The organism is Agrobacterium cavarae (genome assembly GCF_004310285.1).
GTDB classification, from domain to species: domain Bacteria; phylum Pseudomonadota; class Alphaproteobacteria; order Rhizobiales; family Rhizobiaceae; genus Agrobacterium; species Agrobacterium cavarae.
In genome coordinates, this window is record NZ_SISF01000032.1 from 492287 (window position 1) to 509557 (window position 17271).

Annotated in this window: 16 protein-coding genes; 8 read left to right on the plus strand and 8 right to left on the minus strand. The window is 59.1% G+C overall.

Annotated elements, in window-relative coordinates; all coding sequences use genetic code 11:
* Window positions 1-24: 24 nt before the first annotated feature.
* Window positions 25-306, minus strand: coding sequence for a BolA family protein (locus EYC79_RS18335; protein WP_113180105.1), 282 nt, complete (start codon window positions 304-306; stop codon window positions 25-27).
* Window positions 307-471: 165 nt separating this feature from the next.
* Between EYC79_RS18335 and EYC79_RS18340 the strand changes: the two genes are divergently transcribed.
* The 4 genes from EYC79_RS18340 to EYC79_RS18355 all read left to right on the plus strand — a co-directional run bounded on the left by EYC79_RS18340 (window position 472) and on the right by EYC79_RS18355 (window position 5256).
* Entirely contained in the window at window positions 472-1098 is a 627-nt protein-coding gene (locus EYC79_RS18340; protein ID WP_062427625.1) for a J domain-containing protein, read from the plus strand.
* A gap of 63 nt (window positions 1099-1161) precedes the next feature.
* On the plus strand, window positions 1162-2151 hold the full coding sequence (cobS, locus tag EYC79_RS18345) for a cobaltochelatase subunit CobS (RefSeq protein WP_062427624.1): 990 nt from the start codon (window positions 1162-1164) through the stop codon (window positions 2149-2151).
* Window positions 2152-2306: 155 nt separating this feature from the next.
* The gene (gene cobT / locus EYC79_RS18350) at window positions 2307-4214 is read left to right on the plus strand and encodes a cobaltochelatase subunit CobT (RefSeq protein ID WP_130978932.1); all 1908 of its coding nucleotides are present in this window, start codon (window positions 2307-2309) and stop codon (window positions 4212-4214) included.
* Entirely contained in the window at window positions 4204-5256 is a 1053-nt protein-coding gene (locus tag EYC79_RS18355; protein ID WP_418123237.1) for an esterase-like activity of phytase family protein, read from the plus strand. Before cobT ends, EYC79_RS18355 begins: the two co-directional genes overlap by 11 nt.
* Here EYC79_RS18355 and EYC79_RS18360 read toward each other — a convergent pair.
* The 4 genes from EYC79_RS18360 to ftsE form a co-directional block, all read right to left on the minus strand.
* A complete protein-coding gene (locus EYC79_RS18360; protein ID WP_062427622.1) occupies window positions 5245-6033 on the minus strand; it encodes a lysophospholipid acyltransferase family protein in 789 nt (262 codons plus the stop codon). The two genes, EYC79_RS18355 and EYC79_RS18360, sit on opposite strands and share 12 nt — an antisense overlap.
* Before the next feature lie 154 nt (window positions 6034-6187).
* Window positions 6188-6874, minus strand: coding sequence for a YdcF family protein (locus EYC79_RS18365; RefSeq protein ID WP_062427621.1), 687 nt, complete (start codon window positions 6872-6874; stop codon window positions 6188-6190).
* A gap of 67 nt (window positions 6875-6941) precedes the next feature.
* Complete coding sequence (locus EYC79_RS18370) at window positions 6942-7943, minus strand: cell division protein FtsX (protein ID WP_062427620.1); 1002 nt, start codon at window positions 7941-7943, stop codon at window positions 6942-6944.
* Window positions 7936-8595 carry a cell division ATP-binding protein FtsE gene (ftsE, locus tag EYC79_RS18375; protein ID WP_062427619.1) on the minus strand — a complete coding sequence of 220 codons (660 nt, stop codon included), beginning with the start codon at window positions 8593-8595 and terminating at the stop codon, window positions 7936-7938. The genes EYC79_RS18370 and ftsE overlap by 8 nt, the downstream gene beginning before the upstream one ends.
* 208 nt (window positions 8596-8803) lie before the next feature.
* Between ftsE and EYC79_RS18380 the strand changes: the two genes are divergently transcribed.
* Window positions 8804-9475, plus strand: coding sequence for a DUF3426 domain-containing protein (locus EYC79_RS18380; RefSeq protein WP_113326184.1), 672 nt, complete (start codon window positions 8804-8806; stop codon window positions 9473-9475).
* A 73-nt stretch (window positions 9476-9548) separates the two neighbouring features.
* Window positions 9549-10094: a hypoxanthine phosphoribosyltransferase gene (gene hpt / locus EYC79_RS18385; RefSeq protein WP_062427617.1), complete on the plus strand. Its 546-nt coding sequence runs from the start codon at window positions 9549-9551 to the stop codon at window positions 10092-10094.
* A gap of 64 nt (window positions 10095-10158) precedes the next feature.
* Here hpt and clpB read toward each other — a convergent pair whose 3' ends face one another.
* Together clpB and EYC79_RS18395 are read right to left on the minus strand one after the other, a co-directional pair.
* Window positions 10159-12777 carry an ATP-dependent chaperone ClpB gene (gene clpB, locus EYC79_RS18390; RefSeq protein WP_062427751.1) on the minus strand — a complete coding sequence of 873 codons (2619 nt, stop codon included), beginning with the start codon at window positions 12775-12777 and terminating at the stop codon, window positions 10159-10161.
* Window positions 12778-13078: 301 nt separating this feature from the next.
* Window positions 13079-13438: a response regulator gene (locus tag EYC79_RS18395; RefSeq protein ID WP_062427616.1), complete on the minus strand. Its 360-nt coding sequence runs from the start codon at window positions 13436-13438 to the stop codon at window positions 13079-13081.
* 148 nt (window positions 13439-13586) lie between these two features.
* Between EYC79_RS18395 and EYC79_RS18400 the strand changes: the two genes are divergently transcribed.
* Together EYC79_RS18400 and EYC79_RS18405 are read left to right on the plus strand one after the other, a co-directional pair.
* The gene (locus EYC79_RS18400; protein WP_130978934.1) at window positions 13587-14051 is read left to right on the plus strand and encodes a group III truncated hemoglobin; all 465 of its coding nucleotides are present in this window, start codon (window positions 13587-13589) and stop codon (window positions 14049-14051) included.
* Between the two features lie 146 nt (window positions 14052-14197).
* The gene (locus tag EYC79_RS18405; RefSeq protein WP_111847403.1) at window positions 14198-15301 is read left to right on the plus strand and encodes a TRAP transporter substrate-binding protein; all 1104 of its coding nucleotides are present in this window, start codon (window positions 14198-14200) and stop codon (window positions 15299-15301) included.
* A gap of 229 nt (window positions 15302-15530) precedes the next feature.
* Here EYC79_RS18405 and katG read toward each other — a convergent pair.
* Window positions 15531-17271, minus strand: a 1741-nt coding sequence (gene katG, locus EYC79_RS18410; protein ID WP_130978936.1) for a catalase/peroxidase HPI, incomplete at its 5' end; no start/stop codon positions are given.

The following is a 17271-nucleotide window of genomic DNA, read 5'->3' on the forward strand; positions in this document are numbered from 1 at the left end:
ATGGCTTACGGTCGCTGTAGACAATCAAAACCGCGTCGGTTCGCCCGGCGCCGCTGCTTCGATGGCCAGCGCATGCAGGCCGGCATCCAGTTCGGGCTTCAATAGCCCATTAATGGCGCGGTGGCGGTCCACGCGAGACTTGCCTGAGAACTGCTCAGACACTATCTGAACACGCATATGCGTCTCGCCTGTGCCGGTCATATCCGGCTGGTGTCCGGCATGCATGTGGCTTTCATCAATGACATTCAGGCGATCCGGCAAAAATGCTTCCCGAAGCTTGTTTTCCATGCGTTGGCGCAGGGACATGGCATCCATCTCCTGATTCTCACGTTGGTTAGAGGCTGTCTGGCAATTCGGCGACGGAGAGCCGATGGGTAGCAAACAGGCCTAAAGGGGCTACCTAAAAGCCTGCAACATTCCGCTTTGTCAATTCTTGTTGTGCACCCTTTTGCGCACCATAATTGGGATATCATGAAACTGGATTCGAAATACTTCGACCGCATCCGCACGCGTCGCAAGAGAGACCAACCGCCCGAGGCTCAAGCCCCCGTGTGTCAGTGGGACGGATGCGACAAGCCTGGTAATCACCGCGCACCCGTCGGCCGCAATGCCGAGGGGCAATTCTTCATGTTCTGTTTTGAGCATGTGAAGGAATACAACAAGGGCTACAATTATTTTTCGGGCCTCTCCGACAGCGAGATCGCCCGCTACCAGAAGGAAGCAATCACAGGCCACCGCCCCACATGGACGGTGGGGGTGAACAAGACAGCGCGCGACAGCCCTCTTCATTCGACCTTGCGTTCGGGTGCTGCAAATGCGCGCATCCGGGATCCTTTTGGCTTCACCAATGGTTTTGGCGACGGAAGGGCGGGCGGCCAGCGCATCCAGCCGGACCGCAAACTGAAAACACTGGAAGCGAAGGCCTTCGACACGCTCGGTCTGGAGGCTGGCGCCAAGCAGGAAGACATCAAACGACGCTATAAGGAGCTTGTCAAAAAGCACCATCCTGATGCTAATGGTGGCGATCGCGGTTCGGAAGAGCGTTTTCGGGCTGTCATTCAAGCCTACCAATTGTTAAAGCAATCGGGTTTCTGCTAAGCCCCTTTGGTAATTGCCTTATGAAGATGTGGCCGGGTGGTTGCTACCCGCCTTGGAGACGTGATGAGCAAAATTGACCTTGATATTACCAACCTGCCGGATACGACTGTTTCTGTCCGTGAGGTCTTCGGTATCGATACGGACCTGCGTGTTCCGGCTTACAGCCAGGGCGACGCCTACGTGCCCGATCTGGATCCGGATTATCTTTTCGACCGCGATACGACACTGGCGATCCTTGCAGGCTTTGCTCATAACCGACGTGTCATGGTGTCCGGCTTCCATGGCACCGGTAAGTCCACCCATATCGAACAGGTCGCAGCGCGCCTCAACTGGCCGTGCGTTCGCGTCAACCTCGACAGCCATGTCTCTCGTATCGACCTCGTCGGCAAGGACGCCATCGTTCTGAAGGACGGCAAGCAGGTCACCGAGTTCAAGGACGGCATCCTGCCCTGGGCTTACCAGCACAATGTCGCGCTCGTCTTCGACGAGTATGATGCGGGCCGCCCGGACGTCATGTTCGTTATTCAACGTGTTCTGGAATCGTCCGGTCGCCTGACGCTGCTCGATCAGAGCCGCGTGATCCGCCCTCACCCGGCCTTCCGTATCTTCGCAACCGCCAACACCGTTGGCCTCGGCGATACGACCGGCCTTTACCACGGCACGCAGCAGATCAACCAGGCGCAGATGGACCGCTGGTCGGTCGTTACGACGCTGAACTATCTACCGCATGAGCAGGAAGTGAACATCATCGTTGCCAAGGTGAAGAGCCTCGACACCGAGAAGGGTCGCGAAACCGCATCGAAGATGGTCCGGGTTGCCGATCTCACCCGCTCGGCCTTCATCAATGGCGACCTCTCGACCGTGATGAGCCCGCGTACCGTCATCACCTGGGCAGAGAACGCAGAAATCTTTGGCGACCTCGCCTTTGCCTTCCGCGTTACCTTCCTCAACAAGTGCGATGAGCTGGAGCGGACGCTCGTGGCAGAACAGTACCAGCGCGCTTTCGGCGTCGAGCTGAAGGAAAGCGCGGCAAACATCGTTCTCAGCGCCTGATCCTTCCGGCGAAAGCCGGGAGATCACTAGAGCATTTCCAGCAAAAGCGGCATCGGTTTTGCGTCCGGAAATGCGCAGATTAAGCGTGAAGACGAAGACGCTCCAGCGTGACTTTCAAAGTCTGCGCGGAGCGTTCAGAATCGACAGGAAAGACCATGGCAGCGCGCGGCGACAATGTGAGACCCAAATCCGGCACGGTGATCGACACCGAACCGTTGCGTCAGGCGATCACCGGCTGCGTGCGTTCTGTCGCGGGTAGCTCCGAAGTCGAAGTGGTTTTCGCCAATGAGCGCCCGGGCCTTGCCGGCGAGCGCATGCGGCTGCCGGAAATCTCCAAGAAGCCTACGTCACAGGAAGTGGCGATCACCCGCGGACTTGGCGATTCCATGGCGCTTCGCCTCGCCTGCCACGATAGCGATGTGCATGCCACGATGTCGCCGCAGGGTGCCGATGCACGGCAGATATTCGATGCTGTCGAACAGGCACGTGTCGAATCCATCGGCGCGCTTCGCATGCCAGGCATGGCGAACAACATTCGTGCGATGAACACGGAGAAATACGCCAAGGCGAACTTTGGCGCGATCAACACCCAGGAAGATGCGCCGATTGCCGAGGCTGTCGCGCTGCTGGTCCGCGAGAAGCTGACCGGTGAAAAGCCGCCGGAAAGTGCGGGCAAGATTCTCGACGTCTGGCGCCCCTTTATCGAAGACAAGGCGTCTGGTGATCTCAAGGATCTCTCCTCCGTCATCGAAGACCAGAAAGCGTTTTCCAAGCTTGTTCGTAAAATGCTGACCTCCATGCAGATGGCGGAGGATTTTGGCGACGAGAATGACGAACCGGAATCGCAGGAAGCCGAATCCGACGAAGACCAGCCGCGCAGCAACGAGCAGCAGGAAGAACAGGTCGAGGAAGACGCAGGCTCCGATGCCGCCCCTGCGGAGGAGAGCGAAGCCTCCCAAGAGCAGATGGAAGATGGCGAGATGGATGGCGCCGAGATGTCGGAGGACGAAATGTCCGACGATCTCGATGAGGATTCCGAAACGCCCGGCGAAACCCGCCGCCCGAACAGCCCCTTCGACGATTTCAACGAGAAGGTCGACTACCGCATCTTCACCCAGGAATTCGACGAGGAAATTCACGCCGAGGAACTCTGCGACGAAGCGGAGCTGGATCGCCTGCGCGCCTTCCTCGACAAGCAGTTGGCGCACCTTCAAGGCGCCGTCGGGCGCTTAGCAAACCGCTTGCAGCGCCGTCTGATGGCGCAGCAGAACCGCTCCTGGGATTTCGATCTGGAAGAGGGCTACCTCGATCCGGCGCGTCTCGTGCGCCTCATTATCGATCCGATGCAGCCGCTTTCTTTCAAGAAGGAACGCGATACGAAATTCCGCGACACGGTCGTTTCGCTGGTCATCGACAATTCGGGCTCCATGCGCGGTCGACCGATCACTGTCGCCGCCACCTGCGCCGATATTCTGGCGCGCACGCTGGAACGCTCCGGCGTGAAGGTTGAAATCCTCGGCTTCACCACCAAGGCCTGGAAAGGTGGACAGTCGCGCGAACAATGGCTTGCCAGCGGCAAGCCGCCATCGCCCGGCCGTCTGAACGACCTGCGCCACATCATCTACAAGAGCGCGGATGCGCCGTGGCGCCGTGCGCGGCGCAATCTCGGCCTGATGATGCGCGAGGGCTTGCTCAAGGAAAACATCGACGGCGAAGCACTGATGTGGGCGCATAACCGCCTGATCAACCGCCCGGAGCAACGCAAGATCATGATGATGATCTCCGACGGCGCGCCGGTGGACGACTCAACGCTGTCGGTCAATCCGGGCAACTATCTCGAACGGCATCTACGCGCCGTCATCGAGCAGATCGAGACGCGATCGCCTGTCGAACTTTTGGCGATTGGTATCGGCCACGACGTGACACGCTACTATCGCCGTGCTGTGACCATTGTGGACGCGGACGAACTGGCGGGCGCCATGACCGAGCAACTTGCCGCTCTCTTCGAGGATACCAGTACAAGCTCCGGCAAGCCGTCGCGCAGGATGCGCCGTGCGGGATAAGACACGTCGCAGCGGGGGCGTTTTCCCCCGCCGATCGTTCGCACGCCCCGTCGCTACGCTGGCTTTTGTTCTTGCCATTCTCAGCCCCGCAGCAATCGGCGCCTCCTCTCCTGAAGTTGCTGTGACCTCTTCGCCAATCCGGGATTTTCTGACCGGATCGACTGAAAGGCACTTCGGCAAGCTCGAATTTATCGGCGGACTGTCCATGCGCTCGTCCGACCCCGATTTCGGGGCAATTTCGAGTGTTCGCTTTCGAGCGAACGGACGCAGCTTCGTTGCGGTTCTGGATACCGGCCACTGGATGACTGGCGAGATTGAGCGCGATAACAAGACCGGGGCTCTTTCCGGCGTGTCGATGTTGCATATCGATCCGATGCTGAACGAGAATGGAACCGCCGCGCGCAGAAAGGTGGACATGGACGCGGAGGGCTTGGCAGTACGCGGCGATCGTCTCTATGTCAGCTATGAACAGTTCCACCGCATCGGCATTTATTCCGACAAGAATCTCGCCGGTGCCAAGCCACGCGGCAGGCTTCCCCATCTCATTCCCAACAACGCTCTGAAACGCAATGCCGGGCTGGAGACACTTGTTGCCTCGCCGGAGAACTCGCCGCTCAAAGGCGCACTGGTTGCGGTGGCGGAAGACAGCGTCGACAGAAACGGCAATCTTTACGCCGCCATACTGGATGGGCCGCTCAAGGGGCTGTTTGCCGTCAAGAAACATGGTGATTTCGCCGCGACGGACGGCGCTTTCCTGCCCAATGGCGACCTGCTTTTGCTGGAGCGCCGCTTCAATTTCAGCGACGGCGCGGGCATGCGTATCCGTCGTATTGCTGGCGGAGATATTCGTCCAGGCGCTGTCGTCGATGGCGAAACGCTGATCGAGGCCGGCCCGTCCTATCAGATCGACAATATGGAAGGCATTGACGTCGTGCCTCAGCCGGATGGGTCCACCCATCTCATCCTTGTCTCGGACGACAACCACTCGTTCCTGCAACGAAACCTGATGCTGGAATTCAAGCTGAATTCATCAGACTCTTGAGAAACCCAACTCAGCGAGCCGCTTCTGCGCGGTCGGCGGCATGGGCAGGTCGGGATTGTTGCGCGCCGTCTCGATGAGCAGTTCGTCGCTCGCCTTTTCCGTCACCTCGATCAACGTCTTGAAGAAGGTATCCGGATCGAGACCGGGCTGGATCGGCGGCAGAATGCGCACCTTGAAGTGCCCTGGGTAGCGCATGGTGGACCGGCGTGGCCAGAAAAGGCCGGGATGCATTGCCACCGGTACCACCGGCACTTTCAGATCGCGGTAAAGGCGCGCAATGCCGTAACGATATTCCGGCTCCGCCCCCGGTGGACGGCGCGTGCCTTCTGGATAGATGATCAACTCGCGACCCTTCGCCATCTCCTCCTTGGCGCGGTCCATGACTTTCAGCATTGCCTTGCCGCGCGCGGCACGATTGACCGGGATCATGCGCTGCTTGGCGACGTACCAGCCAAAAAGCGGTATCCACATCAGTTCACGCTTCAGGATATAGACCGGGTCTTTCAGGTCCGGCAGCAGCGCGTAGGTGTCCCAGAAGGACTGGTGCTTCGGCGCGAAGATGCAGCCGGTTTGCGGAATATTTTCCAGACCCTCGACCTCGAAAGTCGTTCCGACGATCGTCTTCATCAGCCAATGGTTGGAACGTGCCCAGTTCTTCGGGATCTCATAGGCAAGCTTGCGCGGCACGATGAAGTAGATCGGCGTCAGCACGATCATGCGTAGGATGAGATTGAGATAGAAGAAGGTGTTGAACAGAACCGAACGTAGTCTGAGCATGTGTCTGGCGTCTCCGGGCGCTTGAGCCGAAGACGGGTGCCTCTTCACGCCAGCGCAGATGGGCAACGCCTACACGAAACCGGGGCCATGCAGCAAGAGCTATCCAGCGAGAAGGTCGTGGCCGAGACGGCACAAGGTTTTCCGGATCGACCGTTCAGTCTCTCAGGCCATTGCCCTTGCCGATGCCCGTCAGGTCGCGAAGTGCGGCGACGACGAATTTCGCGTATTCGGAGATCATGGTGCGCAACACGTCGGGATTGGCGAACCAGTTGGTGCGGCTCAAATCCGAGTTGATGACGGGATAGGCGATGAATTCCGTATTGGGGCTGGCGCTTCTAAGCTCATGCAGGCTCCGATGCATATGGTAATTATTGGTGACGACGACGATCGAGGTGTAGCCCTTGTCGCGTATCCACCCTGCGGCCTCATTGGCATTGCCAATCGTGTCGATCGCCTTGTAGCCCATGTCGACGCAGCAGGCGAAGAGATCGGGAGAACTCTGCGTCATCCTCCTGATTTGCGCGCGCGTCGTCGATGGGTTGACGCCTGAAATGAGCAGCCGCTTTCCGACCTTATCGCGCAACAACCCGACCGCCTGGTCAATCCGCTGGTAACCTCCGGTCAGGACAATGATGGCATCGGCTCTCGCGCCTTCCGGCGGTCGCATGGTCGCAACGGAATCGGCAAACCACAAAAATCCGCCGAAAACGGCACCGGCAGTGACGACGAAAACGAGGATGGCTATACGGATGAAGCGGCGCAACGGCCCGCGTCGCGAGAACATTCGGTTCCGCGGCGAATCAGCCATATGATCATGCCGGTCTATGCGACTCATTGCCATGAGTTACCATAAGCAGGGACTATGGCAAGGAACAGGCGGTTGTGCCCGGTCCTCTACCACCAACGCCCTATAAGCCATCGCTCTTCGACGGGTCGGAACGGATGCGGTCGATCTCATCAATGGTGCGGATGACCGTCATGCGCGCCGTGATCGTCGTCAGCAGCGAGATGATGATCATCGTCATCAGGATACCAAGATAACCGTCGATGCCGACCGAGAATGAGCCGAACAAGGCGGTCGCCTGATCACTTTGCGGCGTTGCAAGCGAGCGCGACTGCCAGAAGCCTGCCGCAAGGAAGACGAACGCCGCGACAGCACTGCCGGCACCCGAACCCTTGAGGCTGATCTTCAGAAAGTGCTTCTGGAATTCGCGCGCGACGAAGCCGCTTTCGGCGCCGACGAAATGCAGCACCTCGACAATGTGCCGGTTGCCGGAGAGTGCACCGCGCGTGGCAAAGATCACCGTCAGCACCATGGCGGTAAAGACCAGCACCAGCACGCCAACACCGATCATCACCGTGGTATGGGCCATGGAGACCAGTCGATCCACCCAGGTGCGATGGTCGTCCAGAAAGGCCTGCGGGATTTCGGTCTTCAGCATTGCCCGCATGGCTTCGAAATCCGGCGGGTTGTTTTCATCGATGGTAATGATGACAAGACGCGGCACCGGCAGTTCGGACAGATCAAGCCCCGAGCCCAGCCACGGCTCCAGGAGGCGGCTCGTCGCGGCATCGTCCATGATCGTGCCTTCGCGCGTGCCGACGAAACCCAGCGCCAGATTGCGGGCCTTGTTGAGCGCCGCATTCATATCGAGCCCGTCTTCGGGCTTGATCTGAATGGTGATCTCCCGCGAGATCTGGCTCTGCCAGCTGGCGGCGGTGGCGCGTACCATGCTGACGGCACCGAGCGTCAGACAGGCGAGAAAGGCCATGATGGCGATGACGACGATCAGCGCGTTGCCCTGAATGTTGGATGGCGGCAGGATCGGCGCCATCGGGCGGATGCGCATCTGCGGTGCGCCCTGCTGCGGCGCTCTCGGTTTCAGCGTCTTGCGGTTCATCTCATTCATAGATGTCGAGCCGCCCTTCGGTCAGGATCATCCGGCGCGCATCGACCTGATCCATCAAGCCAAAATCGTGCGTGGCGATGACGACGGCGGTGCCCAGCCGGTTGAGTTCCAGAAAGAGATTGAGCAGCCTCTTGGCCATGGGCGGATCGACGTTACCGGTCGGCTCATCGGCCAACAGGATCTCCGGCTGATCCATCAGCGCGCGGGCGATCGCGGCACGCTGCTTTTCGCCGCCCGAGAGAATGGCGGGAAGAACGTTGACGCGCTCTCCCAGACCGACCCACTTCAAAAGCTCGATGACATCGTTGCGATAGGCGCTTTCTTCCTTGCCGCGGACACGCAAAGGCAAGGCGACATTCTCATAGGTGGTCAGATGATCGAGCAGGCGAAAATCCTGAAAGACGATGCCGACGCGTCGACGCAGCATCGGAAGCTCGCTTCTCGGGATGCGGGAGATATCGCGGTTGAACATGCGGATATGACCGCGCGTCGGCTGCAGCGACATAAGCAGCAGGCGCAGAAGCGTCGTCTTGCCCGCACCGGACGGCCCGGTCAGGAACTGAAAGGAACCCTTGGGAATATCGAAGGTCATGTCCCTGAGAATTTCCGGGCCCATGCCGTAACGCAGCCCGACATTTTCGAAATGGATCAACGCTTTTCCAGTCTCTTTCTTTTCCGATCCGCTTGAGCGTCTTCAAATCTCCGCCCTGCCGCTTTTTGCCCGCAAACGGCGGGAAATGCGGCTCGACGCAGTCGATCTTTGCGAAGCGTTAACCAATTAAATTTACGACTGGTCAAGATTCCTTTCAATGCCCGGGGTGAACTCGGGCTGAAAAACTGACCAAGGGAACTTCATGGCTATGTTCCGTCCATTTCGCAAACAATCGGCACATGATTACGACCTTTTGATGCCAGATGCGCCTGCTGCCCGGCCAAAGACAAGAGCCGTGACGCGACAGGAAACGATTGACGCCGACTTCGTGACCGTAAAGGAAACGGTCTTTCGTGACTACGGAAACGACAATCGACGCGCGGCTTATCAACAAGGCAAGCGCAGGACCGTCGGTGCGCTCGAGACATTTCAGGCGATGATCGCGTGGATCGATCGCAAGCTTTCCTCGCTTTCGGTCGACGGCTATTCGGCCGTCGTCGCGGCAGCAGCCGTCGGCATGTTCTTTATGTCCGGTGGATTTTCCGTGCTTCCGACGGAAAGACCGACCGTCGAGGCACCGCCTGAACCACTTGCCATCTCGCATATCAGCATTACCCCGCAGGATGCTGGCGGGATGGAAGTCCTGGTCATCAATGGCATTGTCGATAACAGAACCGACAACATTCAGGAGATTCCGTCCATCCGTGCCGACCTTTTCGCCGCCAAGGGAGAGAAGGTCGCCAGCATGCTGATCGAACCGCCCATTACCGAAATCGGTCCCGGCCAGAGCCATGGCTTCTCGGCAAAACTGCGCCATCCCGGTGGAAAAACGCCAGAAATCAAGCTTTCCTTTATCGAAACGGATGCTTCCGCCCGCTGACTGTGCTACCGCAGCCCCTTCATTTCATCCGCCGGCAGCTTCTGTCTGGCTGCGAAGCAATGCAGGAGACACAATGCCCGTCGTTCGTGGAAAAAACATCGAGCCGCTTTACACCGCCGACCAGATCGCCGAGCGCAACCGCGACATGGCAAAGCACATCGCCCAGGGCCCTACAAAGGACCTGCTGGTCATTGCGGTGTTGAAGGGCTCCTTCATTTTCGCTGCCGACCTCATCCGCGCGCTGCACGATAGCGGCCTTGCCCCGGAAGTCGAGTTCATCACGCTTTCCAGCTACGGCACCGGCACCGTTTCGCAAGGCGTCAAGATCGTCAAGGATATCGACAGCGACGTGAAGGACCGCGATGTTCTTCTGATCGACGACATTCTCGAATCGGGTCGCACGCTGCGTTTTGCCAAGGAACTGTTGTTCGAGCGTGGCGCCCGCAACGTCTCTATCGCCGTGCTGCTGGACAAGAAGGTCAAACGCAAGGAAGATCTGGAGGCTGATTTCGTCGGCTTCGAATGCCCGGACTACTTCGTCGTCGGCTACGGCATGGATGTGGCCTATGCCTTCCGCGAATTGCCTTTCGTCGGCGTCGTCACTGGTGACGCAGAGTAAGTCTGTCTCGTCTCGATAGAACCGCAACAACAAAAAAGGGCTCCCGAAGGAGCCCTTAACCACATCACGCGGCGTCTGCCACGCCATCATGCGCAGATGGCTGCTTGACCTTGAACAGCAGCCTGTCGGTACCGGAGGTCACCTTGACGGTGGAACCGTCCGGAACCTCGCCACCCAGGATCATCTCGGCCAGCCTGTCCTGAACGGACTTCTGAATGACACGCTTCAACGGGCGTGCACCATAGGCAGGGTCGTAACCCTTGTTGGCAAGCCAGATCCGGGCATCCTCGTCCAGGTCGAGCGTCACCTTGCGATCGCTGAGCAGCGAAACGAGGCGGCGAAGCTGGATATCGACAATCGCACCCATCTCATCGCGATGCAGGCGATGGAAGAGGATGATGTCGTCGATACGGTTGAGGAATTCGGGGCGGAAGTGACCGCGCACGCGCTCCATCACCATTTCGCGGACCGACTCTACCGTGTCGCTGTCGCCCATCTGCGTCAGGAACTCCGAACCGAGGTTCGAGGTCATGATGATGATGGTGTTCTTGAAATCGACGGTGCGGCCCTGACCATCGGTCAGACGACCATCATCCAGCACCTGCAACAGGACGTTGAAGACGTCCGGATGCGCCTTTTCAATCTCATCGAACAGCACGACCTGGTACGGGCGGCGGCGAACCGCTTCCGTCAGAGCACCGCCTTCTTCATAGCCGACATAGCCGGGAGGCGCACCGATCAGCCGGGCAACGGAGTGTTTCTCCATATATTCCGACATGTCGAGGCGAACCATCGCGGTTTCGTCGTCGAAGAGGAAGCGCGCCAAGGCCTTGGTCAGCTCCGTCTTACCCACGCCCGTCGGGCCGAGGAAGATGAAGGAGCCGATCGGACGGTTCGGGTCCTGGAGACCGGCACGCGCACGGCGCACCGCCTTCGACACGGCCTGAACCGCTTCGCCCTGGCCGACCACGGACTTGCCGAGTTCGTCTTCCATGCGCAGCAGCTTCTCGCGCTGACCTTCCAGCATCCTGTCGACGGGAATGCCCGTCCAGCGGGAGACGACATGGGCAATATTGTCCGCCGTCACCACTTCCTGAACCATGGAGGCGGCACCGTTGCTGTCGCGCTCTTCCGCCGTCGCCAGTTCCTTTTCCAAGCCTGGAATGATGCCATAGGTCAACTCACCGGCGCGCTGGAACTGACCGTTGCGCTGGGCAATCGCCAATTCGTTGCGTGCTTCGTCGAGCTGCTTCTTCAGATCCGCAGCATGTCCGAGCTTCTGCTTTTCCGCCTGCCAACGGGCCGTCAGGGCATCCGCCTTTTCTTCCGTATCGGTCAGCTCATCCTCAAGCTTCTTTAGCCGGTCGGCCGAAGACGCATCCGTCTCCTGCTTCAAGGCTTCGCGCTCGATCTTGAGCTGGATGATGCGACGATCCAGTTCGTCCAGCTCTTCCGGCTTGGAGTCCACCTGCATGCGAAGACGCGACGCGGCTTCGTCCATCAGGTCGATGGCCTTGTCCGGCAGGAAGCGATCGGTGATGTAGCGGTTCGAAAGCGTCGCAGCCGCAACCAGGGCCGAATCCGAGATACGGACCTTGTGATGCTGCTCGTATTTCTCTTTCAGACCACGCAGGATCGAGATCGTGTCCTCGACCGTCGGCTCGTCAACCAGAACCGGCTGGAAGCGACGGGCAAGTGCCGGATCCTTTTCCACATGCTTGCGATATTCATCGAGCGTGGTTGCACCGACGCAGTGAAGCTCGCCACGGGCAAGAGCAGGCTTCAGGAGGTTGGACGCATCCATTGCGCCATCCGCCTTACCGGCACCAACCAGCGTGTGCATCTCATCGATGAAGAGGATGATGCCGCCTGCTTCTGCTTGAACCTCGTTCAGCACAGCCTTCAGACGTTCCTCGAACTCACCGCGATACTTCGCACCGGCAATCAGCGCGCCCATATCGAGCGCCATCAGCTTCTTGTCTTTCAAGCTTTCCGGCACGTCGCCATTGATGATGCGCAACGCCAGGCCTTCGGCGATGGCCGTCTTGCCGACGCCCGGTTCACCGATCAGCACGGGGTTGTTCTTGGTGCGGCGCGACAGAACCTGGATCGTGCGGCGAATTTCGTCATCGCGACCGATCACCGGATCGAGCTTGCCTTCGCGCGCTTCCTCCGTCAGATCACGGGCGAATTTCTTCAGCGCATCAAAGCCCTGTTCGGCATTGGCGCTATCGGCCGTGCGGCCCTTGCGGATATCATTGATCGCCTGATTGAGCGCCTGTGCCGTTACGCCCGCCTTCTTGAGCGACGACGAGGTGGACGCGGAGGTCTCGATCGCCAGCGCCTGAAGCAACCGCTCGACGGTCACGAAGCTATCGCCTGCCTTTTTCGACACGTCTTCAGCGGTCGCAAAGACCTTCGCAAGCGGCGCTGTCAGCGAGAGGCCGCCATTGCCGCCGGAAACCTTGGGCAGTTTGGCCAGCGCCGCATCATTGGCAAGCCGCGCTTCCTTAGCATCCCCACCTGCGCGCTCGATCAGCGAGGACGCCATACCCTGGTCGTCATCGAGCAGCGCCTTGAGCACATGCTCAGCTGCGAACTGCTGGTGGTTTTGCGCCAGCGCATAGGTCTGGGCGGATTGAAGAAATCCGCGGACCCGCTCTGAGTATTTTTCAATGTTCATATTCATAGCCTCCTTTGCCGGCCTGCCCGCTTTCGGCACAGATCGGAACGTTGGGATTGGAGCCCCCGTAAGCGGCAGACCCCTTTTCGGCATCTCACATCTTGGATTTGCAAGTGCCGCGAAGCCTTGGCGCATTTGATCGCCGCAGCTTGCTTAGCCAGAATATGGTGGGTGTTTTCATGCCTTTAAAGAGCATGCGGCAGTTACGCATGCAAAATACTGCGGCCTGCTTCAGGCAGACGGCGAAAGCCGCAGAAGCGACAGGTTCGCAAACCCATCGCGCAGTGTGTCCGCTGTCTGATCAGGCCGCGAGAGCGCGAGCCACGGCAAGGCGGATATCCGGCAGTGCGAAGGGCTTGGGAACGACGTCGATGATCTTGGTAACGAGATCGTCCGCACGCTCACGCTGTTCGGCATATCCCGTCATCAGCAGGATTTTGAGGTTGGGATATTGCGTTGAGGCACGATGCGCCAGTTCGATCCCGTCCATCACCGGCATGCGGATATCGGACAGGAGAAGATCGAAATCCTGTTCGCTCAGTTTTTCGAACCCCTGCTCGCCATCGGCGGCCTCATGGGTTTCGTGTCCATCCAGGCGAAGTGCCCGGGCGACAAACGTACGCAGAGCGTCTTCGTCTTCGGTAATGAGAATTCTGGCCATCTTCCATTGCTCCTGGTATTCATTCCAGCGAGCCCAAACTCGGTCATTTCCCTTTGCAATAAGTAAATGACGGCGAGGCCACCGGTGGCATGGTTAACAACCCATGCCACAATGCGTTCCACCCCATCCAAGGCAGACCCGATAACTGATGAGTGAAGACATGGCAGCAAAAGCTGCGCACAGCGCGGCAATGCAGGAACGCGCCGAAAGGGATATGGCCCGCATGGGTGTCGATGCGGCATTTATTTCCAGACTGGTCGAGACCTTTTACGAGCGTGTCCGCGCGCATGACACGCTCGGACCTGTCTTCGACAACCGGCTTTCAGGCCGCTGGCCGGAGCACATGGAAAAGATGAAGAGCTTCTGGTCTTCCGTCGCATTCAAGACCGGGGCCTATGGCGGAAAGCCGGTCCAGGCGCATATGGGTGTCGGCGGCATGAGCGCCGATCTTTTTCCGCAATGGCTGACATTGTTTTCGCAGACGCTGGATGAGATCGCGCCCACCGGGCAAGCGCATGAATGGTTCATGCAGACCGCCGACCGTATCGCCAGAAGTCTGACACTCTCGCTCTTCTACAACCCCGCTTTCGACGATCCGGCACGCGGCACCTGACGAATTTGCAGATCTCAACTTGGGGTTACCCAAGGCTGGCCGAAATATCACCACTATTGTCTTGAAGGCTGCAATCGGACGTGGTTATTACATCGGCGGGAGGCGTACCAAGCGGTTCGCCGAAGCTTCAGTCAAGGCAATCAGTGATGGATCGCAGATCGTTTATCAGAAACGCGGGCGCCGCCGGCGCAGGCGTTACAGCAGCAGCCCTCGCAGCACCCGCTATCGCGCAGGAAAACCCGCAGATCACATGGCGCATGACATCCTCTTTCACCAAGGGGCTGGATATTCTCTTTGGCGCGGGGCAGCTGGTTGCCGATCATGTGAAAGAAGCCTCGGGCGGCAACTTCGTCATCCAACATTTTGCCGGCGGTGAAATCGTCCCGGCGCTCCAGGCGGCAGATGCAGTCAGCGCCGGAACGGTCGAGATGGCCCATACCTGCTCTTACTATTATGTCGGCAAAGACCCGACTTTCGCACTTGGAACCGCCATTCCCTTCGGTCTCAATGCTCGCCAGACCAATGCCTGGTTCAATCAGGCCGGCGGCAACGATCTGCTGAACGCGTTCTTTGCCAAGCACAACATCTATTCCATCCTGCTCGGCAACACCGGCGCACAGATGGGCGGTTGGTTTCGCAAGGAAATCAACACCATCGATGATCTGAAGGGTCTGAAGATGCGCATCGCCGGACTTGCTGGCCAGGTCATGCAGAAGGTTGGCGTCACACCGCAGCAGATCGCCGGCGGTGATGTCTACGCCGCCCTTGAAAAGGGCACGATCGACGCCACCGAATTTGTCGGCCCCTATGACGATCAGAAGCTTGGCTTCTATAAGGTCGCCAAATATTACTACTATCCCGCCTGGTGGGAAGGCGGCCCCGCGGTTCACGCCTTCATCAATCTGGAAAAGTACAACAGCCTGCCGGAAAACTACAAGCGCATCCTGAAAGACGCCTGCGCCGCGGGTAACGCCTACATGCTGGAGCGCTACGACGCGCAGAACCCGAAGGCGCTCAAGGAACTCGTGGCTCAAGGCGCGATCCTTCGCCCGTTCAGCCAGGAAATCCTCGATGTCTGCCACAAGGCAGCGGTCGAAACCTATGCCGGCATTTCCTCGGTGAACCCGGACTTCAAGACCATCTACGAGAGCCAGCAGGCCTTCAAGAAGGACGCCTATCTCTGGGCGCAGATCGCCGAATACACCTATGATACTTACATGATGATCCAGCAGCGCAACGGCACGCTGTAAGCATCTTCAAGTCAACACACGCGTTAGGCCATCCGTAGAGTGCGGGTGGCCTTTTTATTTTCCGGCTACACCATCGGCCCGAAAATCGGACTCGATTTTCGGAAAAGCACGATGTGTAGATTCAAAAAGGCAAAGAGTCCTTTGCGGGCCCAATAGGACGCACGGCGCTTTAAACGAAAAGGGGCGCGACATTCATCGCGCCCCTTTCATTGTGTGCCAGCTTCAGAAATCAGACGAGATCGAAGCGATCGGCGTTCATCACCTTGTTCCAGGCAGCAACGAAGTCCTTGGTGAACTTGCGGCCGGCATCGGCGGAGGCATAGACCTCGGCGAAGGCGCGCAGCTGCGAGTGCGAACCGAAGATCAGGTCGACGCGCGTACCGGTCCACTTCACCTCGTTGGTGTTGCGGTCACGGGCCTCGTAGATGCCTTTCTCGCCAGCGACTGGAGCCCACTGGGTGCTCATGTCGAGAAGGTTGACGAAGAAGTCGTTCGTCAGAACTTCGGGACGATCGGTGAAGACGCCATGCTCTGGCTTGCCGACGTTGAGAACACGAAGGCCACCCAAGAGCGCCGTCATTTCAGGACCGGTCAGGGTCAGCAGGTGCGCACGGTCGATCAGTGCTTCCTCTGCCTTCATGAACTGATGGCGCTTCTCGTTGACATAGTTGCGGAAGCCATCGATGCGTGGCTCGAGTGCGGCGAAGGAGGCAACATCGGTCTGCTCCTGCGAGGCGTCGGCGCGGCCAGGCGTGAACGGTACGGTCACATCCTGTCCGCCAGCCTTCGCGGCCTTTTCGATTCCGGCAGCACCCGCCAGCACGATGAGATCGGCAAGCGAGATCTGCTTGCCGCCCGTCTGAGCCGCGTTGAAGTCACGCTGGACGCCTTCCAGAACCGAGAGAACCTTTGCCAGCTGCTCAGGCTGGTTGGCTTCCCAGTTCTTCTGCGGCTCCAGGCGAATGCGTGCACCGTTGGCACCGCCACGCTTGTCCGAACCACGGAAGGACGAAGCGGACGCCCAGGCAGTGGACACCAGTTCCTGCACCGAAAGACCGGTCGCCAGAACCTTTGCCTTCAACTCGGCAATGTCCTGATCGTCGATCAGCGGATGGTTCACAGCCGGAACGACGTCCTGCCAGATCAGGTCTTCGGCCGGAACTTCCGGACCGAGGTAGCGAACCTTCGGACCCATGTCGCGATGGGTCAGCTTGAACCATGCGCGGGCGAAAGCATCGGCAAACTGTTCCGGATGCTCCAGGAAGCGACGCGAAATCTTCTCATATTCCGGGTCGAAGCGCAGCGACAGGTCCGTCGTCAGCATGGTTGGCAGCTTCTTCTTCGACGGATCGAAGGCATCGGGAATGGACGGCTCTGCATTCTTCGCCACCCACTGCTTTGCACCAGCCGGGCTCGTGGTCAGTTCCCACTCGAAACCGAAGAGGTTTTCGAAGAAGAAGTTGCTCCACTGGGTCGGCGTCTGCGTCCAGGTGACCTCCGGCCCACCGGTAATGGCATCCTTGCCGACGCCGGTGCCGAACTTGCTCTTCCAGCCGAGACCCTGATCTTCAAGCGCGCCACCTTCCGGCTCTGCACCGATCAGCGACGGGTCGCCGGCACCATGCGTCTTGCCGAAGGTGTGGCCGCCTGCAATGAGAGCAACCGTTTCTTCGTCGTTCATCGCCATGCGGGCGAAGGTTTCGCGGATATCGCGGGCTGCGGCAACCGGATCCGGATTGCCGTTCGGGCCTTCCGGGTTGACGTAGATGAGACCCATCTGCACCGCGCCGAGCGGTTCGGAGAGCTGGCGCTCGCCGCTGTAGCGCTCATCGCCGAGCCATGTGCCTTCCGGGCCCCAGTAGAGCTCTTCCGGTTCCCACACGTCTGCACGACCGCCGGCAAAACCGAAAGTCTTGAAACCCATGGATTCGAGCGCGACATTGCCCGTCAGGATCATCAGGTCGGCCCAG